Annotated in this window: 20 protein-coding genes; 14 read left to right on the top strand and 6 right to left on the bottom strand. The window is 73.5% G+C overall.

Translation table 11 applies throughout. From position 1 onward, the window contains the following. The first annotated feature begins 79 nt into the window (after window positions 1-79). Entirely contained in the window at window positions 80-289 is a 210-nt protein-coding gene (locus tag ACFZCD_RS15065) for a hypothetical protein (protein WP_391830742.1), read from the top strand. A 107-nt stretch (window positions 290-396) separates the two neighbouring features. Here ACFZCD_RS15065 and ACFZCD_RS15060 read toward each other — a convergent pair whose 3' ends face one another. The 3 genes from ACFZCD_RS15060 to ACFZCD_RS15050 form a co-directional block, all read right to left on the bottom strand. Continuing rightward, complete coding sequence (locus ACFZCD_RS15060; RefSeq protein WP_391830740.1) at window positions 397-1485, bottom strand: S1C family serine protease; 1089 nt, start codon at window positions 1483-1485, stop codon at window positions 397-399. A gap of 206 nt (window positions 1486-1691) precedes the next feature. Continuing rightward, window positions 1692-2402, bottom strand: coding sequence for a class I SAM-dependent methyltransferase (locus ACFZCD_RS15055; protein ID WP_391830738.1), 711 nt, complete (start codon window positions 2400-2402; stop codon window positions 1692-1694). 86 nt (window positions 2403-2488) lie between these two features. Beyond that, a complete protein-coding gene (locus ACFZCD_RS15050; RefSeq protein ID WP_391830736.1) occupies window positions 2489-3091 on the bottom strand; it encodes a DUF3043 domain-containing protein in 603 nt (200 codons plus the stop codon). 267 nt (window positions 3092-3358) lie between these two features. On the opposite strand from ACFZCD_RS15050, the gene ACFZCD_RS15045 reads away from it, so the two are divergent. From ACFZCD_RS15045 to ACFZCD_RS15020, 6 genes are all read left to right on the top strand, one after another. Beyond that, a complete protein-coding gene (locus ACFZCD_RS15045; RefSeq protein ID WP_391830734.1) occupies window positions 3359-4156 on the top strand; it encodes a PspA/IM30 family protein in 798 nt (265 codons plus the stop codon). A 44-nt stretch (window positions 4157-4200) separates the two neighbouring features. After that, the gene (locus ACFZCD_RS15040; RefSeq protein WP_391830732.1) at window positions 4201-4479 is read left to right on the top strand and encodes a hypothetical protein; all 279 of its coding nucleotides are present in this window, start codon (window positions 4201-4203) and stop codon (window positions 4477-4479) included. Between the two features lie 95 nt (window positions 4480-4574). Continuing rightward, window positions 4575-5780 (top strand): sensor histidine kinase, encoded by a 1206-nt coding sequence (locus ACFZCD_RS15035; RefSeq protein ID WP_391830730.1) that lies wholly within the window; start codon window positions 4575-4577, stop codon window positions 5778-5780. A 545-nt stretch (window positions 5781-6325) separates the two neighbouring features. Then, window positions 6326-7372 (top strand): nicotinate-nucleotide--dimethylbenzimidazole phosphoribosyltransferase, encoded by a 1047-nt coding sequence (locus ACFZCD_RS15030; protein ID WP_391830728.1) that lies wholly within the window; start codon window positions 6326-6328, stop codon window positions 7370-7372. Between the two features lie 67 nt (window positions 7373-7439). Beyond that, window positions 7440-9206, top strand: a complete 1767-nt coding sequence (locus ACFZCD_RS15025; protein WP_391830726.1) for a phosphatidylglycerol lysyltransferase domain-containing protein — start codon at window positions 7440-7442, stop codon at window positions 9204-9206. Next, entirely contained in the window at window positions 9203-9928 is a 726-nt protein-coding gene (locus ACFZCD_RS15020; RefSeq protein ID WP_391830724.1) for a hypothetical protein, read from the top strand. The genes ACFZCD_RS15025 and ACFZCD_RS15020 overlap by 4 nt, the downstream gene beginning before the upstream one ends. Here the strand turns inward: ACFZCD_RS15020 and ACFZCD_RS15015 are convergent. After that, entirely contained in the window at window positions 9895-10632 is a 738-nt protein-coding gene (locus ACFZCD_RS15015; protein ID WP_391830723.1) for a hypothetical protein, read from the bottom strand. The genes ACFZCD_RS15020 and ACFZCD_RS15015 overlap by 34 nt on opposite strands. Before the next feature lie 80 nt (window positions 10633-10712). Between ACFZCD_RS15015 and ACFZCD_RS15010 the strand changes: the two genes are divergently transcribed. From ACFZCD_RS15010 to ACFZCD_RS14985, 6 genes are all read left to right on the top strand, one after another. Beyond that, on the top strand, window positions 10713-11510 hold the full coding sequence (locus ACFZCD_RS15010; RefSeq protein ID WP_391830722.1) for an adenosylcobinamide-GDP ribazoletransferase: 798 nt from the start codon (window positions 10713-10715) through the stop codon (window positions 11508-11510). 225 nt (window positions 11511-11735) lie between these two features. Further along, the gene (locus ACFZCD_RS15005) at window positions 11736-13265 is read left to right on the top strand and encodes a leucyl aminopeptidase (protein WP_391830721.1); all 1530 of its coding nucleotides are present in this window, start codon (window positions 11736-11738) and stop codon (window positions 13263-13265) included. A gap of 314 nt (window positions 13266-13579) precedes the next feature. Then, window positions 13580-14968: a dihydrolipoyl dehydrogenase gene (gene lpdA / locus ACFZCD_RS15000; protein WP_391830720.1), complete on the top strand. Its 1389-nt coding sequence runs from the start codon at window positions 13580-13582 to the stop codon at window positions 14966-14968. Window positions 14969-15018: 50 nt separating this feature from the next. Further along, a complete protein-coding gene (gene sucB / locus ACFZCD_RS14995; RefSeq protein WP_391830719.1) occupies window positions 15019-16806 on the top strand; it encodes a 2-oxoglutarate dehydrogenase, E2 component, dihydrolipoamide succinyltransferase in 1788 nt (595 codons plus the stop codon). Window positions 16807-16934: 128 nt separating this feature from the next. Further along, a complete protein-coding gene (locus ACFZCD_RS14990; RefSeq protein WP_391830717.1) occupies window positions 16935-17558 on the top strand; it encodes a GntR family transcriptional regulator in 624 nt (207 codons plus the stop codon). A 231-nt stretch (window positions 17559-17789) separates the two neighbouring features. Continuing rightward, entirely contained in the window at window positions 17790-18782 is a 993-nt protein-coding gene (locus ACFZCD_RS14985; protein ID WP_391830715.1) for a helix-turn-helix transcriptional regulator, read from the top strand. Window positions 18783-18824: 42 nt separating this feature from the next. On the opposite strand, the gene ACFZCD_RS14980 is transcribed toward ACFZCD_RS14985, so the two are convergent. Next, window positions 18825-19766, bottom strand: coding sequence for an SDR family oxidoreductase (locus ACFZCD_RS14980; RefSeq protein WP_391830713.1), 942 nt, complete (start codon window positions 19764-19766; stop codon window positions 18825-18827). Between the two features lie 170 nt (window positions 19767-19936). Between ACFZCD_RS14980 and ACFZCD_RS14975 the strand changes: the two genes are divergently transcribed. Next, window positions 19937-20455, top strand: coding sequence for a DUF4240 domain-containing protein (locus ACFZCD_RS14975; protein WP_391830711.1), 519 nt, complete (start codon window positions 19937-19939; stop codon window positions 20453-20455). A 49-nt stretch (window positions 20456-20504) separates the two neighbouring features. Here ACFZCD_RS14975 and ACFZCD_RS14970 read toward each other — a convergent pair whose 3' ends face one another. Beyond that, the gene (locus ACFZCD_RS14970) at window positions 20505-20999 is read right to left on the bottom strand and encodes a GNAT family N-acetyltransferase (RefSeq protein WP_391830709.1); all 495 of its coding nucleotides are present in this window, start codon (window positions 20997-20999) and stop codon (window positions 20505-20507) included. Window positions 21000-21058: the final 59 nt, after the last annotated feature.

Raw genomic sequence — 21058 nt, 5'->3', positions numbered from 1 at the left:
CTTTCTCGTCGCTCACGGCCCGTTAGGCTGCGCAGCGCAGGACGTATCCAGGACGTATCGCGCGACTCAGGAGGCGGACATGGCGTGGGTGTGGCGGTTCGAGAAGGCCGACGGGACGGAGACCTCCCCCGCGGTCGAGCCGGAGGAGTTCGGCACGCAGGGGGACGCCGAGTCGTGGATCGGCGAGGTCTGGAAGGACCTCCTCGACGGCGGCGCCGAGCGGGTGACGCTGTTCGAGGACGGCACGGAGATCTACGCGATGAGCCTGCGGGCCGCGGCCGAGGCCTGAGCGCCGCCCGCCTGCCGTCCCCGCGCGGGGACGGCAGGCGGTGCCGTGACGTCTGCGGTGGCCGTGACGGCCTTTGACGCTTCTGACGGCCTTTGCCGGCCGCAGCCTCACATTTCGCCGAGGGTGACCGTCGTCGAGCGTGCGGTGCCGTTCCGGTCGTACGAGACGTCGGTTCTGTCGCCCGGCCTGAGGCCGGCGAGCGCCTCGGACAGGGACTGCATCGTGGTGATGTCGCTCTTGCCGACGCGCGTGATGACGTCCCCCGCCCGCAGGCCCGCCCGGTCGGCGGCCCCGTTCTGGTTGACGCTGACGACCTCGACGCCCGCCGGGGCGAAGTCGGGGCCGACGATGGTGCGCGCGGTGATGCCCAGCGCGGCACGGCCGGAGTCGGTGACGCGGCCGCTCTTGACGATCTGTCCGGCGATGGTGCGGACGGTGGCGGCGGGGATCGCGAAGCCGATGCCGGGGGCCGCGCCCTGGCCGAGCTCGGGGTCGGTGGCGGCGAGCGTGGGGATGCCGATGACCTGGCCCGCGAGGTTGACGAGCGCGCCGCCGCTGTTGCCGGGGTTGATGGCGGCGGACGTCTGCACCATGTTCGCGATGGTGGCGCCCGTACCGCCGCCGCTCCGGCCCTCGCTGACGGTGCGGCCGACGGCGGAGACGATGCCCTGGGTGACGCTGCTGGACAGGCCGAGCGGATTGCCCATCGCGAGCACGATCTGGCCGACCTCCACCTTCGTGGAGTCGCCGAAGGCGGCGGGCTTGAGGCTCTTGGGGACCTCGTCGAGCCGGACGACGGCCAGGTCCTGCTCGGGGTAGCTGGAGACGAGCCGGGCACCGAGGGCGCCGCCCCCGGTGGCCAGGGTGACCTTGAAGGTCTGGGCGGTGCCGACGACGTGCGCGTTGGTGACGATGTTGCCCTTGTCGTCGTACACGACGCCGGAGCCGAGGCTGTCGCCCGCCGTGATCTGGACGACGGACGGCAGGACGTCCTTGACCACCTTCTCGTAGGCGGCCTGGAGCTCCCCGGCCTGGCCGGGGACGGTGGGCGCACCGGACGGTGCCGACTGCTCCCGCCCGGTCTTCCCCGAGGGGCCGGGAGCGCTGGTGGTGGAACAGCCGGCGGTGAGTGCCGCGGCACAGACGACGGCGGTCACGAGGAGCGTGGCACGGGCATGGGCGCGTGAGCCATCCATGGTGGGAGTATCCCGGCTCCGGGGCGGCCTGTCCCGGCCAGGCCTACGAATGGGTGGTGAACGCGCCCCGTGATGCAGTGCGAGTCGGTCAAGGGCGCCTCGCGCCCTTGAATCCGCCGCCGCGGCGCTCAGCCCACACCGGAGGTGACCGGCGGTGCCGGACTCGCGTTCACCGGCGCGCACCTGTGCCCCGCGCGGCGGCGCCCTCAGCCGCCGCGCACCCCGCACAGGTGCAGCAGCGCCGCCACGGCCCGGTACGGGTCCGTCCGCCCCGCCCGTTCCTCCGCGAGGAGCAACCGTTCCAGCTCCGCGGCGTCCGGCGGCTCGCGGCCGTCCGTCGCCTGGTCGGTGAAGACCCGGACGCCGTACCAGCTGTGCAGCGGCGCCCCGATCCCGGCGAGCGTCCCGGTCAGCGTCTCCAGCCGGTCGGCGCGGACCCGCAGGCCGATCCGGTTGGTGTAGGCGGGCGAGTCGAAGGCGGCGAGGGCGGTGTCCCAGTCGCCGGCGAGGCCCGGCCGCATGGCCAGGGCGTCGGCGTTGCGCACCAGGAGGGAGAGCAGGCCGCCGGGGGCGAGCACCCGGGCGAGGCCGGCGAGCATCGGATCCGGCTCGGGCACGTACATCAGGACGCCGTGGCAGAGCACGACGTCGAAGGAGCCCGGGGTGAAGTGGACGCCGGTCTCGCGGCCGTCCCCCTCGATGAGCCGCACCCGCTCGCGGATGCCCTCCGGCTCGGCGGCCAGCGCCTCGCGCACGGCGCCGAGCATCAGCGGGTCGGGCTCCAGGCCCGTGACCTCGTGGCCGGCGCGGGCCAGCCGCAGCGCCTGCGTGCCCTGGCCGGGGCCGACGTCGAGGATGCGCAGCCGCCGGCCGACGGGATAGCGGGCGCTTATCTGCTCGTCGAGCTGGCGGGCCACCAGCTCCTGACGGACGGTGTTCCGTAAGCCCCCGAGCCCCCGCAGCCAGCCCTCCGCGCCGGCACGGAAGCCGGGCGCGAAGGCGCTCAGGGCTTCTCCCCGCGCTTGACCTGCGGCTTGGGCAGACGGAGGCGGCGCATCTGCAGCGTGCGCATCAGGGCGTAGGCCACGGCACCACGCGTGTTCTCGTCGGGGAAGCGCTGCTTGAGGGCGCGCTTGAACGAGAGGCCGGTGACCAGGGAGTTGATCACGATCAGGGCGATCACGATCATCCACGCGAGCAGCACGTACGTCTGGAACGCACCGCGGTTGATCATGCTGAGGACGAGAATGAGGACGGCGAGCGGAAGGAAGAACTCCGCGACCGAGTACCGCGAGTCCACGAAGTCGCGGGCGAAGCGGCGGACGGGGCCCTTGTCGCGGACGGGCAGGTAGCGCTCGTCGCCGCTGGCGAGGGCCTCGCGCTGCTTGGCCAGGTCGGCGCGGCGCGCCTCGCGGGCGCGCTTGGCCGCGTCCTTGCGGTTGGCGGGGGTGTGCGCCATCGCGCGGCGCTGCGAGGCGGCCTCGCTGCGCTTGGGGGTCGGGCGGCCCTTGGGGGCCTGCGGGTGACGGGGCTGCTGGGGCTCGGCCGGGGCCGTCTTGGCGGCGGCGGCCTGCTCATCCTTGGAAGTGGAACGGCTTCGGAACACGAAACCCAAGGGTACGGGGTACGGGGAGGGGGGCGCGGTCCGTCCGGGGGAACGATCCGGCAACGGCGGCCGTTTCCCTGGTTGTTCCCCCGGTCTCTCCCCGGGTGGGCGTCTACTCCCTGCGCCGGAGGGCGGCTGTCCTGTGATCGTCCTGGAGGAGGAGCGCATCGGCGCCCGAACAGTGCGGTAATGGAAGCAGGGCCCGTACTGTGGGGTCTGCAAGGTGTGCTGGAGCCGAAGTCCGTCAGAAGGGGGCGCGCGAGGCCCATGAGCGGTGTCATGAAGCGTATGGGGATGATTTTCCGCGCGAAGGCCAACAAGGCCCTGGACCGGGCCGAGGATCCGCGCGAGACCCTCGACTACTCGTACCAGAAGCAGCTGGAGCTGCTGCAGAAGGTGCGCCGCGGCGTCGCGGACGTCGCCACGTCCCGCAAGCGCCTGGAGCTGCAGCTGAACCAGCTCCAGGGCCAGTCCACGAAGCTGGAGGACCAGGGCCGCAAGGCCCTCGCGCTCGGCCGCGAGGACCTGGCGCGCGAGGCCCTCTCCCGCCGTGCGGCGCTCCAGCAGCAGGTCAGCGACCTGGAGACGCAGCACCAGACCCTGCAGGGCGAGGAGGAGAAGCTCACCCTCGCGGCACAGCGCCTGCAGGCCAAGGTCGACGCCTTCCGCACGAAGAAGGAGACGATCAAGGCCACCTACACCGCCGCCCAGGCCCAGACCCGGATCGGCGAGGCCTTCTCCGGCATCTCCGAGGAGATGGGCGACGTCGGCATGGCCATCCAGCGCGCCGAGGACAAGACGGCGCAGCTGCAGGCCCGCGCCGGCGCCATCGACGAGCTGCTCGCCTCCGGCGCGCTCGACGACCCCACGGGCATGGCCAAGGACGACATCACCGCCGAGCTGGACCGCCTCTCCGGCGGCTCGGACGTGGAGCTGGAGCTGCAGCGGATGAAGGCCGAGCTGGCCGGCGGCAGCGCCCCCAAGCAGGCCATCGAGGGCGGCGGCACGGCCGGCCAGGCCGCCCCGCACGCCGAGCAGGAGCGGCCCCGCTTCGACAAGCAGTAGTTCACCCGCGCACCCGCAGGCACCGACCCGAGGGAGAGACCGTCATGATCGTACGGATCATGGGGGAAGGGCAGTGGAAGCTGGCCGACAGCCACTTCGCCGAGCTCAACAAGCTCGACGACGAGCTGCTCGAAGAGATGGAGGGCGGTGACGAGGAGGGCTTCCGCCGCACGCTCGGGGCGCTGCTCGACGCCGTGCGCCGGATCGGCACGCCGCTGCCCGACGACGCCCTGGAGCCCTCCGAGCTGATCCTCCCCGCGCCCGACGCGAGTCTGGACGAGGTCCGCGCGATGCTCAGCGACGACGGCCTCATCCCGGGCTGACCGGCCGGGCCCGCTCCGCCCGCCGGCACTCCAGCACCGCCGCGCCCCTGTCCCCCGCCGTGGGGGCGGGGGCGCGGCCACGAGACGGGATCCCGATGAGCTCCCTCGCCGTTCCCGGCATAGCCCGTCCGCACCGGTGGCTGCGGGCGCATCCGGTCGCCGCCGACGTGCTGCTGTCCGCGGCCGTCTACGTGATCGTCCTGATCGGTTCGTTCGCGGGCCGCGGGCGCGCCACGGACGCGCCCGGCCCCGGCTTCCTGCTGCTCGGGGCGGTGGCCTGCGGGGCACTGGCGTGGCGCCGGGCCGCCCCGCGCACGGTGCTGGGCGTGACGTCCGCGGCCACCCTGACCGAGATCGTCGCCGACCGGGGCGGCCCGCCGCGCACGCAGATCGCGATGGCCGTGGTCGTGGCGCTCTACACGCTCGCCTCGCGCACGGGGCGGCCCGCGGCCTGGCGGTTCGCCGTGGCCACGGTCGCGCTCCTCACCTGCGCCGTCATGGTCTTCGGGGTGCCGCCCTGGTACTCCCCCGAGAACCTCGGGCTCTTCGCCTGGACCGCCCTGGCCGGGGCGGTGGGCGACGCCGTCCGAAGCCGCCGGGCCTACGTCGCGGCGATCGAGGAGCGGGCGGTACGGGCCGAGCGGACCCGGGAGGAGGAGGCGCGGCGGCGGGTGGCGGAGGAGCGGCTGCGGATCGCCCGCGAGCTGCACGACGTCGTCGCCCATCACATCGCGCTCGTCAACGTCCAGGCCGGCGTCGCCTCGCACATCATGGACAGCCGCCCCGACCAGGCCAAGGAGGCCTTGGCGCATGTGCGGGAGGCCAGCCGCTCGGCGCTGTCGGAGCTGCGGGCGACGGTGGGCCTGCTGCGGCAGTACGGCGACCCGGAGGCGCCCACGGAGCCGGCGCCGGGGCTCGGCGCCCTCGGCCGGCTCGTCGACGGGTTCGCGCGGGCGGGGCTGCGGGTGTCGGTCACCGGCGGCCCGGGGGCCCTGCCGGCGGCGGTCGACCTCGCGGCCTACCGGGTGGTGCAGGAAGCCCTCACCAACGTGCACAAGCACGCGGGGCCGGGAGCGCGGGCGGAGGTGACCCTGGCCCGGGAGGCCGACGCGCTGGCGGTGACCGTCCTGGACGACGGCACGGGCCGCCCGCCGGCTACGGCGCCGGCGGGCGGGCACGGCCTGCTCGGCATGCGCGAGCGGGTCACGGCCCTGGGCGGCACGTGTACGGCTGCGCCGCGCGAGGACGGCACGGCGGGCTTCCGCGTCCACGCGACGCTTCCCCTGCGGGGGCAGCCGTAGCCCCCGCAGCCCCCACGGCGAGCCCGCGCCCCGGGGTCGCCGGGCACCGCCGGAATCCCCGGCGGGGGCTGAGCACCACTGCGGCGGATCAAAGGGCACGAGCGCCCTTGACCGGCCGGACAGCGGCGCACCACGAGCGCCCTTGGCCCGCCGGGCCGCCGCGCACCACGAGCACCCTTGCCAGCCGGACCGCCGCGCACCACATCCCCGCCGCAACGGCGGGCCACCCCCACCGGACGTGACCGGCGGTGCCGGACGAACCCAAGGCGCGAGCGCCCTTGCCCCAGCCGGGCCGCCGCACAGCACGAGCGCCCTTGACCGGCCGGGCCGCCGCACCCCCGCCGCCACCGCGGCCCCCCACTGGCCGTGACCCACGCTGCCGGACCGTCCCAAGGCGCGAGCGCCCTCGACCCGCCGGGCCGCCGCGCAACACATCCCCACCGCCCCCGTGGACAACCCCCGCCGGAGGCGACCCGCGGTGACCAAACGGCAGTAACCCGTACGAGCCCGTTCCAGCCGTCCGAAGGGCGGGTAGGCTCCGGCGGATGAGCGGTCTGAATCTTGATGACTTCGCCACGCTGATCGAGCGGCCCGATCCGGGCGTGCGGCGTGACGCGGAGGAGCGGCGGGAGCGGCTCGGGCTGCGGCCCGGGGCGCTGGGGCGGCTGGACGAGCTGGCCGAGTGGCTGGCCGCCGCGCAGGGGGCGGTGCCGGTCAAGCCGGTGGAGCAGGTCACGGCGCTGGTGTTCGCGGGCGACCACGGCGTCGCGAAGCTGGGCGTCTCCGGCGGCCCGGAGGAGGGCGCCGCGGCGCTCGTCCGGAGGGCCCTCGCGGGTGAGAGCGCGGGCGCGATCCTCGCCCGCCGCGCCGGAGCGCGCCTGCGCGTCGCCGACATGTCGGTGGACTGCGATCCGGCGGAGCTGCCCGAGGAGGTGACCCGCCACCGCGTCAGACGCGGATCCGGCCGGATAGACATCGAGGACGCGCTGACCGCCGAGGAGGCGGAGGCGGCGTTCCGCGCGGGGATGGCGATCGCCGACGAGGAGGCGGACTCGGGCACCGACCTGGTGGTCCTGGGCGACCTGAGCGTGGGCGGCACGACGGCCGCCGGCACGCTGATCGGCGCGCTGTGCGGCACGGACGCCTCCGTGGTGACGGGCCGGGGCGGCTTCGGCATCGACGACCTGGCGTGGATGCGCAAGTGCGCGGCGATCCGGGACGGCCTGCGCCGGGCCCGCCCGGTGCTGGGCGACCAGCTGGAGCTGCTGGCGGCGACGGGCGGCGCGGACCTGGCCGCCACCACGGGCTTCCTGCTGCAGAGCGCGGTCCGCCGCACCCCGGTGATCCTCGACGGAGTCGTCTCCGCGGCGTGCGCGCTGGTGGCCCAGCGGGTGGCCTTCCGGGCACCGGACTGGTGGCTGGCCGGGCAGGCCAGCGGCGACCCGGCGCAGGCGAAGGCGCTTGACCGGATGGCGCTCAACCCTTTGCTCGATCATGGCGTCACTGTGGGCGAGGGGACAGGGGCGCTGCTCGCTCTGCCACTGGTGCAGGCGGCCGCGGCCCTGGCGGCGGAACTTCCCGAGCGCGGCTGACCTCCCCGGCAGCCGGCGTGGAGAGCACGGACCCCGCCGCAGACAGTGCCCTGAATGGTTGTCTTTCATGGGAGAAGTCCGCTTGACTCCGGATGAGGACGTGCCCGGTGGCCAGAGGTCACGGCGCGCCGCTGCTTTCGCCGTGTGGTACCTGCGCGTCGTCACCTTCATCAACCTGCTCAGCGCGGTGTGGGTGTCGTTCGGCGCGGACATCCGGCGTCACAACGACGACGAGTTCTTCACGCCGTACCTGCTGACGGCGGGCTTCGCGTCGGCCCTGTGGTCGTTCGTGATGGCGGTGACGCTGCGCCGGCGCAAGCGCGCCTCCTGGATCCTGAACCTGGCGCTGGCCGGGCTGTTCCTGGTGTTCATGGCGACGCTCATGTACTCGCGGGAGTTCAACCGGCACCCCCTGAACTGGTTCTCGCTGGTGGCCACGGGCCTCTTCGTCGCCGCCCTGGTGGCGGGCCGCAAGGAGTTCTACGCCAAGGGCGACCGCTCGAACCCGAAGCTGGCGGCGATCGTCGCGGTCGCCGGCCTGCTCGTCACGTCGCTGACGGCGGCCCTGCTGGTGCGGGCGGCGAACGACGCCCCGGACGAGTACCGGGCGTCGTTCTTCGACCGCTGGCACTACGGCTTCATGCGGCTGATCTCGCTGCAGGTCGACGAGAGCGCCTATCCGGGCCTGAGCGTCCCCAGCTGGGTGGACGTCACGATCAACGTGATGAGCTCGCTCCTGCTGCTGGCCGTGGTGTACGCGGCCTTCCGGGCCCGGCGGGCCACCGACCCGCTCACCGCGGACGACGAGGAGCGGCTGCGCGCCCTGCTCGACCGGCACGGCGACCGCGACTCGCTCGGCTACTTCGCGCTGCGCCGCGAGAAGAGCGTCATCTGGTCCCCCAGCGGCAAGGCGGCGGTCACGTACCGCGTCGTGGGCGGGGTGTCGCTGGCGTCCGGCGATCCGATCGGCGACCCCGAGGCCTGGCCGGGGGCGATCGAGCCGTGGCTGACGGAGGCGCGCGAGCACGGCTGGATCCCGGCCGTGATGGGCGCGAGCGAGGAGGGCGGCACGGTCTACGCGCGCCACGGGCTCGACGCCCTGGAGCTCGGCGACGAGGCCATCGTGGACACCGACGAGTTCACCCTCGAAGGCCGCGCCATGCGCACCGTCCGGCAGGCGTACAACCGCGTCAAACGGGCCGGCTACACCGTACGGATCCGGCGGCACGAGGACATCCCCGAGGACGAGATGGCGCAGCTGCTGCGGCGCGCCGACGACTGGCGCGACGGTGCGACGGAGCGCGGCTTCTCGATGGCGCTCGGCCGGCTCGGCGACGCGCTCGACGGCCGCTGCGTGATGCTGGAGTGCCACGACGAGAAGGGGGAGCTGCGCGCCCTGCTGAGCTTCGTGCCGTGGGGCCCGAAGGGCCTGTCGCTGGACCTGATGCGGCGCGACCGCGACTCCGAGAACGGCCTGATGGAGTTCATGGTCATCGAGCTGCTGCAGCAGGCGAAGGGGCTCGGCATCACCCAGGTGTCGCTGAACTTCGCGATGTTCCGCTCGGTCTTCGAGCGCGGCTCCCGGCTGGGCGCGGGCCCGGTGCTGCGGGCGTGGCGCTCGCTGCTCAGCTTCTTCTCCCGGTGGTGGCAGATCGAGTCCCTCTATCGAGCAAATGCGAAATACCGCCCCATCTGGGAGCCTCGTTTCATGCTGTTCGAGAAGAGCAGCGATCTGCTGCGGATCGGCATCGCGAGCGCCCGCGCGGAGGGCTTCCTGGAAGCGCCCGGCCTGCCCAAGTGGCTCAACCGCAAGCACCTTGAGAGCCGGCGGTGAACCGTGCGGCGCTGCGTCGCGCCGCGCGCACCGAGTGGGGCCCGCTGGCCGGGACCGTCCGGCGGGCGCTCGTGCGCAGGAAGTTCCGGGCGATCCCGATGACGCTCACGGCCGTCGTCCTCACGGCGGTCTTCCAGATCGTCCAGAACCAGTCCTGGGGCTTCGAGCCTGTCCAGAAGATCGGTTCGGTGCAGGCCCAATTGCCCTGGTGGCTGGCCCTGCTGCGGACCCCGCTGTCGCTGTTCGTCCCGGCGCTGGACCTGCCCGTGTGGGGTGCGCTGGGGCAGGTCCTGCTCGTCTTCGGCATCGCGGAGGTCTGCCTGGGCAGGTGGCGCACGCTCGCCATCTCGTACGTGGCCACGCTCGCGGGGACGACGTACGCGCGGCTGGCGATCCACATCGGGCCGGACTCGGTGTTCGGGCTGCCGGCCGAGGCCGCCAAGGTCGTGGACACCGGCCCGTCGGCGGCGGTCGTGGGGCTGGCGATCTTCGTCTCGTGGCGCTACCGCGCCTGGTACACGTGCGCCGCGGTCGTCCTGGCGATGGTGGTGGAAGTGCTGGTCAAGCCGAACCTGGCGGGCAAGGAGCACATCGCGGCCGTGGCCGCGGTGCTCGTGCTGTGCGGGGCGGACGCGGTCCGGCGCAGACGTCGCGAGGCCTGCCGTGACGAGGGCGCCCCGCCGCGTGGTCAGCGGTCCGGGGCGCCCGCCAACAGGTCGTGAATCCTGTTGCGGACCGCTGCCCAGCGCGCGTCGTGCCGGTACGCGCGCACCCGCGCCCGGCGGCGGGCCCGCGGGCGGTGGCGGTAGAAGCGCCGCGCCCACGGTGAGCCCGGCCGGGCCAGGCGGACGGCGCCGAACAGGGCGACGAACGGGACCACCGCGCCGATCAGGGCGATCCGCGGCTTGCCCTTGGCCAGGGCGAACAGGGCGATCAGGAAGTTGGCCAGGACGTTGGCGACCACGAGGCCGCGGTCGTGCAGCTCCTCCGGGGTCAGCTCGTTCACCCCGAACGGCAGGAATCCGGCCAGCACCAGGCCGACGAGGGCCGCCGTCAGGACGACGATCTCGACGCTCTTGCGGCCCTGCTCCGTCCAGTAGACGTCGTCCAGGTGCAGCACGAGGGCGAACTCGTCGAGGACCAGGCCCGCGCCCGTGCCGAACAGGACGGCCGCCACCATGGCCCCGAGGCCGTGCCGGCCCGAGGCGACGGCGCCGAAGCCGCCGATCACCGTGAGCACGATGCCGGGCACCACGTGGTGGACGTGCAGCCCGCCCGGGCGGATGTTGCGGAACGGGCCCCGGCCGGCGCGGATCAGACGGGTGATGACGCGGGTCACCAGGAACGTCAGCACGAACGCGCCCAGGGCGAGCAGCAGGGGCAGCTTGCCCGGCTCCACGATGTTGCGGCTCCACCACTGGCCCATGACGCTCGCACCCGCTCCCGATCGGCCCCGCCCTCCACCGGCAACCTACTGTCCCCGCGTGGCCGGATAGTGTGCCCGCGATGACCGACACGACACCCGCGCGCGCCACGCCCGGCGACGCCCTCCGCTTCGCCTTCGGCACGCTCACCGTGCTGCCCGTGCGCCTCACCCGCTGGGACCGGCCCGCGGCGCGCGGCGGCATGCTCGCCGCGCCGCTGGCCGGGCTGGCGGTGGGAGCGGCTGCCGCCGCGGCGGGGTCGGCCCTGCTCGCCCTGGGCTCGGGCCCGCTCCTGGCGGCGGTGGCGGCGGTCGCCGTACCGGCCGTCCTCACCCGCGGCCTGCACCTTGACGGGCTCGCGGACGTCGCGGACGGGCTGGGCAGCGGGAAGCCGGCGGACGACGCGCTGCGCATCATGAAGCAGTCGGACATCGGGCCGTTCGGTGTCGTCACGCTCCTGCTCGTCCTGCTCGCGCAGGTGGCGGCGGTGTCCGGGGCGTACGCGGTGTCGCCCGTACGGGGCACGCTCGCCGTGCTGACGGCGGCGGTGACGGCCCGCTGCGCGCTGACGCTCGCGTGCCGTCCCGCCGTGCCGGCCGCCCGCCCGGAGGGGCTGGGAGCGGCCGTGGCGGGCGCGGTGGCGCCTCGCGGCGCGCTGGCGGCCACCGTGGTGGTGCTGGCGTCCTGCGCGGCGTGGGGCGCCCTCCTGGGCCCGTACGGGCCGCTCCGCACGGCCGCGGCGGCGGTGGCGGGCCTGCTGTGCGCGGAGCTCCTCCTGCGGCGGTGCGTGCGCCGTTTCGGCGGCGTGACGGGCGACGTCTTCGGCGCCCTCGCCGAAACGGCGGCGACGGCGGTCCTGGTGGCCCTGACCCTGCACTGACGGCGGCAGCAAAGGCGCAGAAAGGCGCAGAAGGGGCACAGAAGGGGCGCAGAAAGGGCCCGCCGCCGCGGCGCAAGAGGGCGTGACGGCCGAATCGCCGAAAGTCGGTGCACCATGAACGACACCGCCAAAGCCACCAGGCGAGGCACCGCATACGATGCCCGGGGTGCGGCCGGCCCACCCGCTCGGCCGAGGAAACTCAACGGAAGTAGGGACCCCACCACCGTGTCTGCTCTGACTCTCAGCACTTCCAGTGCGGCGACGCTGCGCGCGGACGCCATCGTCGTCGGCGTGGCGAAGGGCCCGAAGGGCCCCGTCGTAGCCCCCGGCGCCGAAGCCGTGGACAAGGCCTTCGACGGCAAGCTGGCCGGCGTCCTGGAGACCCTCGGCGCCACCGGCGGCGAAGGGGAGGCCACCAAGCTCCCCGCCCCCTCCGGGCTGAAGGCCCCGGTCGTGCTGGCGGTCGGCCTCGGCGACGCCCCGGCGAAGGACGAGGACTTCGGCCACGAGGCCCTGCGCCGCGCCGCGGGCACCGCGGCCCGCGCGCTGACCGGCGTCAAGAAGGCCGGGTTCGCCCTGCCCGTTGAGGACGCCGAGGCGGCCTGCGCCGTGGCGGAGGGCGCCCTGCTCGGCGCGTACTCCTTCCGCCCGGGCGGCAACGGCGCCGCCAAGAAGGACGACAAGGCCGCCAAGAGCGCCCCGCTCGCCGAGATCGCCCTGCTCGGCGCCAAGCCGCGCGACAAGGCGTTCAAGGCCGCGGCCGACCGCGCCGTCACCGTGGCCGAGGAGGTCAACCGGGCCCGCGACCTGGTCAACATGCCGCCGAACGAGCTCGACCCGAAGACGTTCGCCGCCGCGGCCCAGACCGCCGCGAAGGAGTTCGGCCTCAAGGTCGAGGTGCTGGACGAGAAGGCCCTGATCAAGGGCGGCTTCGGCGGCATCATGGGCGTCGGCCGCGGCTCGGACGCCCCGCCCCGCCTGGTGCGGATCGCCTACACCCACCCGAAGGCGGAGAAGACCCTCGCGTTCGTCGGCAAGGGCATCACGTACGACTCGGGCGGCATCTCCCTGAAGCCGGCCGGCCACAACGAGACCATGAAGTGCGACATGGCCGGCGCCGCCGCCGTGTTCTCCGCGGTCGTGGCCGCCGCCCGCCTGGGCCTGCGGGTCAACGTGACGGGCTGGCTGGCCCTCGCGGAGAACATGCCGTCCGGCTCCGCCACCCGTCCCGGTGACGTCCTGAAGATGTACGGCGGCAAGACCGTCGAGGTGCTCAACACGGACGCCGAGGGCCGCCTGGTCCTGGGCGACGCCCTGGCCCGCGCCTCGGAGGAGAACCCGGACGCGATCGTGGACGTGGCCACCCTGACGGGCGCCATGGTGCTCGCGCTGGGCAACCGCACGTTCGGCGTCATGGCCAATGACGACGCGTTCCGCACGTCGCTCTACGAGATCGCCGGGGAGGTCGGCGAGCAGGCGTGGCCGATGCCGCTCCCCGCCGAGCTGCGCAAGGGCATGGACTCCCCGGTCGCCGACTTCGCCAACATGGGCGAGCGGATGGGCAGCGGCCTGCTCGCGGGCGTCTTCCTGAAGGAGTTCGTGGGCGAGGGCATCACCTGGGCCCACCTGGACATTGCGGGCCCGGCGTACCACGAGAGCGCCCCGTACGGCTACACCCCCAAGGGCGGCACCGGCTCCGCGGTCCGCACCCTGGTCCGGCTGGCGGAGCACACCGCCGCCGGCGACCTCGGCTGAGCGGTCCGCCACGTCCGTCCGGTCCGCCGGGTCTGTCAGTCCCGTCCGGCCCCGCGGCTTTTGCCCGGGGCCGGGCGGATCCGTTCGCCCGTAACGAAATCCCCGGCCCGTACGCGCGAGTAACCCCCGAAGGTGACGCAACAGTCGCCTCTGAGACCGGGCCCGGCGTCCCGCCGTCCGTCAACAAATGCGAAGATGTTGACTCGGCAGGACAGGGCCCCCTAATTACAGGGCCGAAGAAACGCGGCCGAACGACAGCCGCCGCCCGGTCATCGGTGACCGGCTCCGGCGTACCCATGCATGGAGGACGTGACGTGGCGAACGACGCCAGCACCGTTTTCGACCTAGTGATCCTCGGAGGCGGTAGCGGCGGTTACGCCGCTGCCCTGCGCGGAGCGCAGCTGGGTCTCGACGTCGCCCTGATCGAGAAGGACAAGCTGGGCGGCACCTGCCTGCACCGCGGCTGCATCCCCACCAAGGCTCTGCTGCACGCCGGCGAGATCGCCGACCAGGCTCGCGAGAGCGAGCAGTTCGGTGTCAAGGCCACCTTCGAGGGCATCGACATCGCGGGCGTCCACAAGTACAAGGACGACGTGATCTCGGGCCTGTACAAGGGCCTGCAGGGTCTGGTCGCCTCCCGCAAGGTCACCTACGTGACCGGCGAGGGCCGCCTGTCCTCCCCCACGTCCGTGGACGTGAACGGCCAGCGCTACACCGGTCGCCACGTCCTCCTCGCGACCGGCTCCGTGCCGAAGTCGCTGCCGGGCCTGGAGATCGACGGCAACCGCATCATCTCCTCGGACCACGCGCTCACCCTGGACCGCGTCCCGAAGTCCGCGATCATCCTGGGCGGCGGCGTCATCGGCGTCGAGTTCGCCTCCGCGTGGAAGTCCTTCGGCACCGACGTCACCATCGTCGAGGGCCTGAAGCACCTCGTCCCGGTCGAGGACGAGAACAGCTCCAAGCTGCTGGAGCGCGCCTTCCGCAAGCGTGGCATCAAGTTCAACCTGGGCACCTTCTTCCAGAAGGCGGAGTACACCGCCGACGGCGTCAAGGTCACCCTTGCGGACGGCAAGGAGTTCGAGGCCGAGGTGCTGCTGGTCGCCATCGGCCGCGGCCCGGTCTCCCAGGGCCTGGGCTACGAGGAGGCCGGGGTCGCCATGGACCGCGGCTACGTCCTCGTCGACGAGTACATGCGCACCAACGTGCCGACCATCTCGGCCGTCGGTGACCTCGTCCCGACGCTCCAGCTCGCGCACGTCGGCTTCGCAGAGGGCATCCTGGTTGCGGAGCGGCTGGCCGGTCTCAACCCCGTGCCGGTCGACTACGACGGCGTGCCGCGCGTCACGTACTGCCACCCCGAGGTCGCTTCGGTCGGCATCACCGAGGCGAAGGCCAAGGAGCTGTACGGCGCCGACAAGGTCGTCGCTCTGAAGTACAACCTCGCGGGCAACGGCAAGAGCAAGATCCTCAAGACCGCGGGCGAGATCAAGCTCGTCCAGGTCAAGGATGGTGCCGTCGTCGGCGTCCACATGGTCGGCGACCGCATGGGTGAGCAGGTCGGCGAAGCCCAGCTGATCTACAACTGGGAGGCACTCCCGGCGGAGGTCGCGCAGCTCATCCACGCGCACCCGACGCAGAACGAGGCTCTGGGCGAGGCTCACCTGGCCCTGGCCGGCAAGCCGCTGCACTCGCACGACTAAGTCCCCGAGCGCACCACCATCCGCACTATTCGTAAGGAGCAACCGCAACCATGGCGGTTTCCGTAACCCTGCCGGCGCTCGGCGAGAGCGTGTCCGAGGGCACCGTCACCCGCTGGCTCAAGGCCGAGGGTGAGCGCGTGGAGGCCGACGAGCCGCTGCTCGAGGTCTCCACCGACAAGGTCGACACCGAGATCCCGGCCCCCGCGTCCGGCATCCTCGCCTCCATCAAGGTGGCCGAGGACGAGACGGTCGAGGTCGGCGCCGAGCTGGCGATCATCGACGACGGCTCCGGCGCCCCCGCCGCTGCCGAGGCTCCGGCCGCTGCCGAGGCTCCCGCCCCGGCCGCCGAGGCCCCCGCCGCTCCGGCTCCGGCCGCCGAGGCCGCCCCCGTGGCCGAGGCGCCCGCCGCCCCGGCCGCCGCCGAGGCTCCGGCCGGCGCGGCCGAGGGCACCGACGTGGTCCTGCCCGCGCTGGGCGAGTCCGTCACCGAGGGCACCGTCACCCGCTGGCTGAAGCAGGTCGGCGAGACGGTCGAGGCCGACGAGCCGCTGCTCGAGGTCTCCACCGACAAGGTCGACACCGAGATCCCGGCCCCGGTCTCCGGCGTGCTGCTGGAGATCGCCGTCGGTGAGGACGAGGTCGCCGAGGTCGGCGCCAAGCTCGCCGTGATCGGTGCCGCGGGTGCGGCTCCGGCCGCTGCCGCTCCGGCCGCCCCGGCTGCCCCCGCCGCCGCCCCGGCTCCGGCTGCCCCGGCCGCTCCGGCCCCGGCTCCGGCTGCCGCTCCGGCCCCCGCAGCTCCGGCCGCCCCGGCCGCTCCGGCTCCGGCCCCCGCGCCGGCTGCCCCGGCTCCGGCCGCCCCCGCGGCCCCGGCCGCTCCGGCCGCCCCGGCCTCCGCTGCCGTCACCGACGGCGCGTACGTCACGCCGCTGGTGCGCAAGCTCGCCGCCGAGAACGCCGTGGACCTCACCTCGGTCCAGGGCACCGGCGTCGGCGGCCGCATCCGCAAGCAGGACGTCCTCGCCGCCGCGGAGGCCGCCAAGGCCGCCGCCCCGGCCGCTCCGGCCGCTGCCGCCCCGGCGGCCGCGCCGAAGGCCGCCCCGCTGCAGGCGTCCCCGCTGCGCGGTCAGACGGTCAAGATGCCGCGCATGCGCAAGGTCATCGCCGACAACATGATGAAGGCGCTGCACGGCCAGGCCCAGCTGACGTCCGTGGTCGAGGTGGACATCACCAAGATCATGCGGATGCGCAACAAGGCCAAGGACGCCTTCGCCGCCCGTGAGGGCGCGAAGCTGTCCCCGATGCCGTTCTTCGTCAAGGCCGCCGTCCAGGCGCTGAAGGCCCACCCGGTCATCAACGCCCGGATCAACGAGGACGAGGGCACCATCACCTACTTCGACTCCGAGAACGTCGGCATCGCCGTCGACTCGGAGAAGGGCCTGATGACCCCGGTCATCAAGGGTGCGGGTGACCTCAACATCGCGGGCATCGCCAAGAAGACGGCGGAGCTGGCCGGCAAGGTCCGCACGGGCAAGATCAGCCCGGACGAGATGTCCGGCGCGACCTTCACGATCAGCAACACCGGCTCGCGCGGTGCGCTGTTCGACACGGTCATCGTGCCTCCGAACCAGGTCGCCATCCTGGGCATCGGTGCGACCGTCAAGCGCCCGGTGGTCATCAACCACCCGGAGCTGGGCGAGACCATCGCCGTCCGCGACATGACCTACCTGTCGCTCTCCTACGACCACCGTCTGGTGGACGGCGCCGACGCCGCCCGCTACCTGACCGCGGTCAAGGAGCTCCTGGAGGCCGCCGAGTTCGAGGCCGAGATCGGCCTGTAGTCCTCGCGGCACCGGCAGGACGTTCAGGGCGCGGCCCCGGCTCGTTTCGTACGAGCCGGGGCCGCGCCCTTGTGCATCACCGCGATAATGACGTCGTTCACCCCTTGCCCCGCCGAGGAGCTCCACCCATGGCCACACCCGTCGTGCACTCGCTGCGCGAGCAGATCCGCGAGCACATCCTCGAAGGGATCGTCGAGGGGCGCTGGCAGCCGGGCGAGCGGATCGTCGAGCGGCGGATCGCCGCCGAGCTGGCGGTGAGCCAGACGCCGGTGCGCGAGGCGCTGCGCGAGCTGGAGTCGCTGCGGCTGATCGAGTCCTCGCCCAACAAGGGCGTCCGGGTGCGCGAGCTGACCGCCACGGACCTCAAGGAGAGCTATCCCGTCCGGGCGGGCCTGGAGCAGGTGGCCGCGGAGCTGGCCGCGCCGGTGCTGGCGGAGGACGTCTCGGCGCTGGAGCCGGAGGTGGCGGCGCTGTACGAGGCGGACCGCACGGGCGACGGGGAGGCCCAGGTGCGGCACACCGTGGCCTTCCACCGCGAGATCGTGAAGGCGGCCGGCAACGCGGTGCTGCTGCACACCTGGGAGTCGCTGGGCATCGAGGTGTGGACGACGCTGTCGATCCGCTGGCTCAGCCCGGAGCCACGCGCGCACGCCGAGGACCACGCGGAGATCGTGGCGGCGTTCCGGCGGCGCGATCCGGCGATCGGCGAGCTGCTGAAGACGCACGTGCTGAGCTGCGCGCCGAGGATCTGAGATCTCGACCGGACCCAAGGATTGATCGATCATCGATCAGAGGCGTACAGTCTCGTCCGAGCCGTCCCGTGCGCCCTGTCCTGTGTCGCGGTACGGCTCAGAAGTGACGACAGGAGCCCGTGCGTCTTCCTGCCCTGGCTGCGCACCGGCTCCTGTCGCCACTCCCCTCTCCTTATCCCTCTCTCCTGATCTCCTGCGGTCTCCTTCTGCGGCCCCTCTAGGCTGTGGCCCATGCGCGCCGCACGGCTGATCAAACTGGTTCTGCTGCTGCAGTCCCGCTCGTCGATGACGGGCACCGAACTGGCCCGCCGGCTGGAAGTCTCCGAGCGCACCGTCGCCCGGGACGTCCTCGCGCTGTCCGAAGCGGGCGTCCCCGTCTACGCCGACCGCGGCCGCGCGGGCGGCTACCGCCTCGTCGGCGGCTACCGCACCCGCCTGACCGGCCTCGGCCGGACGGAAGCGGAGGCGCTCTTCCTCTCCGGGGTCCCCTCCGCGCTGCGCGAGATGGGCCTGGCCGACGCCGCCTCCGCCGCCCGCCTCAAGGTCGCCGCGGCCCTCAACCCCGAGCTGAGCGACGCCCCCGCGATTGCGGCCCAGCGCTTCCACCTCGACGCGCCCGGCTGGTGGCAGCCGGCCGACCCGCCCGCCCTCCTCCCCGCGCTCGCGGACGCCGTGTGGGACGACCGCGTCGTCACCGCCCGCTACGTGCGGAAGGGCGCGGAGGCCGAGCGGGAACTGGAGCCGTACGGGCTCGTGCTCAAGGGCGGCATCTGGTACCTGGCGGCCCGGGTGCCCGGCGCCTCCGGGGAGTCCCGGGACTCCGGGGCCTTCCGGGTCTACCGGGTGGACCGCTTCACCGCGGTGGCCACCGGCGGGGACCGCTTCACCCGGGCGGACGACTTCGACCTGCCGGCGTTCTGGGAGGAGCGGGCCGCGGAGTTCGCCCGCTCGATCCTCCGCGACCGGGTCGGGCTGCGCCTCACCCCCGAGGGGGCGAGTCGCCTGCCGCACGTGACGGACCGCGTGGCGGCGGAGGAGGCGCTGCGGGCCGCGGGCGCGCCGGACGACCGGGGCCGGGTGACGGTGAGCCTGCCGGTGGAGTCCCTGGAGGTCGCCTACGCCCAGCTGCTGGGCCTGGGGCCGGAGGCGGAGGTCCTGGAGCCGCCGGCCCTGCGGGCCCGCTGCGCGGAGGCGGCCGCCCGCAGCGCGGAGCTCTACCGGTAGGCGACCTCCGTCAGGCAGCGGTCCCCCACCGGGAGCGGACTCCTACCGGTAATCGGCTTCCTGCGGGTCCTTCCCGGCCTCCAGGTCCGTGATGTAACGCCAGGCGTCGGGCTGCGTGCCGTCGGTGTCGGTGAAGCCGTAGACGCGGGCCAGCTGTCCGCTGGACAGCGACTGCCCGTTCCAGCGCGCCACCTCGGGGTCGGCGGCGAGCGCGGCAAGGGCGCGCCCGACGTAGGCCGGGCTCTCCGAGATGCAGAAGTGGGGGTCCTCCGGCAGGGCGTCGCGCCAGGTCTCCTCGGTCACCTTCTTGTACGTGTCCAGCATCGCCTCCGACCGCAGGTATCCCGGCGTGAGGCAGACCGCGGTGCACCCGAGGTCCCGGAGCTCCTCGGCGAGCCCGAGGGCCATGCGGAGCGGCGCGTGCTTGGCGAGGTCGAAGGCGAAGTGGCCGCGGTACTTCGCGTTGTAGGCGGCCGTCCCGTCGGTCACCTCGACGACCAGCCCGCCCGGCCGCCGGGTCAGCAGCGGCAGCGCGAAGCGGCTGGTGATCAGGTGGGAGTCGATGCCGAGCCGCAGGATGCGCAGGTCCGCGTCGAGGTCGTGCTCCCACATCTTCCGGCCGAAGGCGTCGGGGAAGCCGACGAGGTGGTCGCCTCCCCACAGGCCGTTCACCAGGACGTCCAGCCGCCCGTGGTCCCGCTCGATGCGGCGGACGAGCGCCTCCACCTGCTCCGGTTCCAGATGGTCCGTGGGGACGGCGATGCCCGTCCCGCCCGCGGCCGTCACCAGTTCGGCCGTCTCCTCGATCGTCTCCGGCCGGCCGATCTCGCTGCGGTGCTCGCGGGTCGTGCGCCCGGTCGCGTAGACGACCGCACCGGCCCTGCCGAGTTCGACCGCCATGCCCCGGCCCGCGCCCCGGGTGGCCCCGGCGACGAGCGCGACCTTGCCGGCGAGCGGCCGGCCGTCCTGCGTCTGCTGACCCATGTCCTCGGGTCTCCTCTCCTCGGTACGGCCGTGACCCTGCCACCGATACCCGACACCTCCTGTCCTGTTTCTCACGTCACACCGCGCCCGGTGACACGCTCCGGTAACGAGACGGCCGCATCCGCCGTGCTCCGCGTGCGGGGGCGGGTGGTTGGCCCGATGCTGGTGGCGTGGACGAGACGGAGTTCTGGGAACTGATCGACGCCACGCGCGAGGCCGCCGAGGGCGACGCCGAGGACCAGGCGGACATGCTGGTCGACCGGCTGATGCAGCTCGACCCCGAGCGCGTGCTGGACTTCGCCCGGCACTTCGAGTCCCGCTACAACCGCTCGTACACCTGGGACCTGTGGGGCGCCGCGGCCATCCTGCTGAACGGCGCGAGCGACGACGCCTTCGACTACTTCCGGTGCTGGCTGATCGGCCAGGGCCGGGAGGTCTTCGAGGGCGGGATACACGACCCGGACCATCTCGCCGAGCTGCTGGAGGACTTCGACGACGAGGTCGACGGGGACGGGGAGGACCTCGGCTACGCGGCCGACGAGGCGTACGAGCAGCTCACCGGGGTGGAGACGCCCGACCTGGGGCTGCCCGACCAGCCGGCGGAACCGCTGGGCTCCCCCATCGACCCGGAGGACGAGGCGGCGCTCGCCGAGCGGTTCCCCCGGCTGTGGGACCGCTTCAGGGAATGAGGCTGCGGGGAATCAGGCTTCGGGGAACGTGTCTTCAGGGCGTGAGGCTTCAGGACGTGAGGGAGCGCCCCATCAGCACGTCGTCGACGTAGGCCCCGTCCAGCAGGAACTCCTCCGGCAGCACGCCCTCCACGACGAAGCCCTCCGAGGCGTAGAGGCTGCGCGCGGGCGCGTTGTGCCCGAGCACCCGGAGGGTGAGCCGGGTGGCGCCCTGGCGCCGGGCCTCGTCGGCGGCCGCCCGCAGCAGGGCCCGGGCGATGCCGAGGCCCCGGAAGGCGTCGTCCACGGCGAGGCCCTGGATCTGGCGCACGTGGGCGTTGGCGGCGAGGGGGGTGGCCGGCATGAGCCGTACGTACCCGGCGACCCGGCCGCCGGACTCGGCCACCAGGAAGTGCTCGGGACGGCTCCGCTCGGTGAAGAAGGGGCCGTACGGCGGTTCCGGGCGCGGCATGACCGCGTGGAGCGTGGACCAGGTGCGCCGGTCGAGTTCGGCCAGCGGGGCGCCGTCGGCCTCCGTGGCCGTACGGATGATCGTTTTTTCCATGGGGTCACTGTGCCAGGCGCGCCCCTCGCCCCCTGAGTCATTTTTTACGGCTCCGCGGG

The sequence above is a fragment of the Streptomyces sp. NPDC008001 genome, from assembly GCF_042958085.1.
Classification (GTDB): Bacteria; Actinomycetota; Actinomycetes; order Streptomycetales; family Streptomycetaceae; genus Streptomyces.
This window is presented reverse-complemented; position numbering and strand designations above follow the sequence as displayed.

What these genes read in the sequence shown, in the direction of transcription:
- ACFZCD_RS15065 (WP_391830742.1), top strand. Translation starts at nt 80, where the DNA reads ATGGCGTGGGTGTGGCGGTTCGAGAAGGCCGACGGGACGGAGACCTCC.
- ACFZCD_RS15060 (WP_391830740.1), bottom strand. Translation starts at nt 1,485, where the DNA reads ATGGATGGCTCACGCGCCCATGCCCGTGCCACGCTCCTCGTGACCGCC.
- ACFZCD_RS15045 (WP_391830734.1), top strand. Translation starts at nt 3,359, where the DNA reads ATGAGCGGTGTCATGAAGCGTATGGGGATGATTTTCCGCGCGAAGGCC.
- ACFZCD_RS15040 (WP_391830732.1), top strand. Translation starts at nt 4,201, where the DNA reads ATGATCGTACGGATCATGGGGGAAGGGCAGTGGAAGCTGGCCGACAGC.
- ACFZCD_RS15035 (WP_391830730.1), top strand. Translation starts at nt 4,575, where the DNA reads ATGAGCTCCCTCGCCGTTCCCGGCATAGCCCGTCCGCACCGGTGGCTG.
- ACFZCD_RS15030 (WP_391830728.1), top strand. Translation starts at nt 6,326, where the DNA reads ATGAGCGGTCTGAATCTTGATGACTTCGCCACGCTGATCGAGCGGCCC.
- ACFZCD_RS15025 (WP_391830726.1), top strand. Translation starts at nt 7,440, where the DNA reads ATGGGAGAAGTCCGCTTGACTCCGGATGAGGACGTGCCCGGTGGCCAG.
- ACFZCD_RS15015 (WP_391830723.1), bottom strand. Translation starts at nt 10,632, where the DNA reads ATGGGCCAGTGGTGGAGCCGCAACATCGTGGAGCCGGGCAAGCTGCCC.
- ACFZCD_RS15010 (WP_391830722.1), top strand. Translation starts at nt 10,713, where the DNA reads ATGACCGACACGACACCCGCGCGCGCCACGCCCGGCGACGCCCTCCGC.
- sucB (WP_391830719.1), top strand. Translation starts at nt 15,019, where the DNA reads ATGGCGGTTTCCGTAACCCTGCCGGCGCTCGGCGAGAGCGTGTCCGAG.
- ACFZCD_RS14990 (WP_391830717.1), top strand. Translation starts at nt 16,935, where the DNA reads ATGGCCACACCCGTCGTGCACTCGCTGCGCGAGCAGATCCGCGAGCAC.
- ACFZCD_RS14985 (WP_391830715.1), top strand. Translation starts at nt 17,790, where the DNA reads ATGCGCGCCGCACGGCTGATCAAACTGGTTCTGCTGCTGCAGTCCCGC.
- ACFZCD_RS14980 (WP_391830713.1), bottom strand. Translation starts at nt 19,766, where the DNA reads ATGGGTCAGCAGACGCAGGACGGCCGGCCGCTCGCCGGCAAGGTCGCG.
- ACFZCD_RS14970 (WP_391830709.1), bottom strand. Translation starts at nt 20,999, where the DNA reads ATGGAAAAAACGATCATCCGTACGGCCACGGAGGCCGACGGCGCCCCG.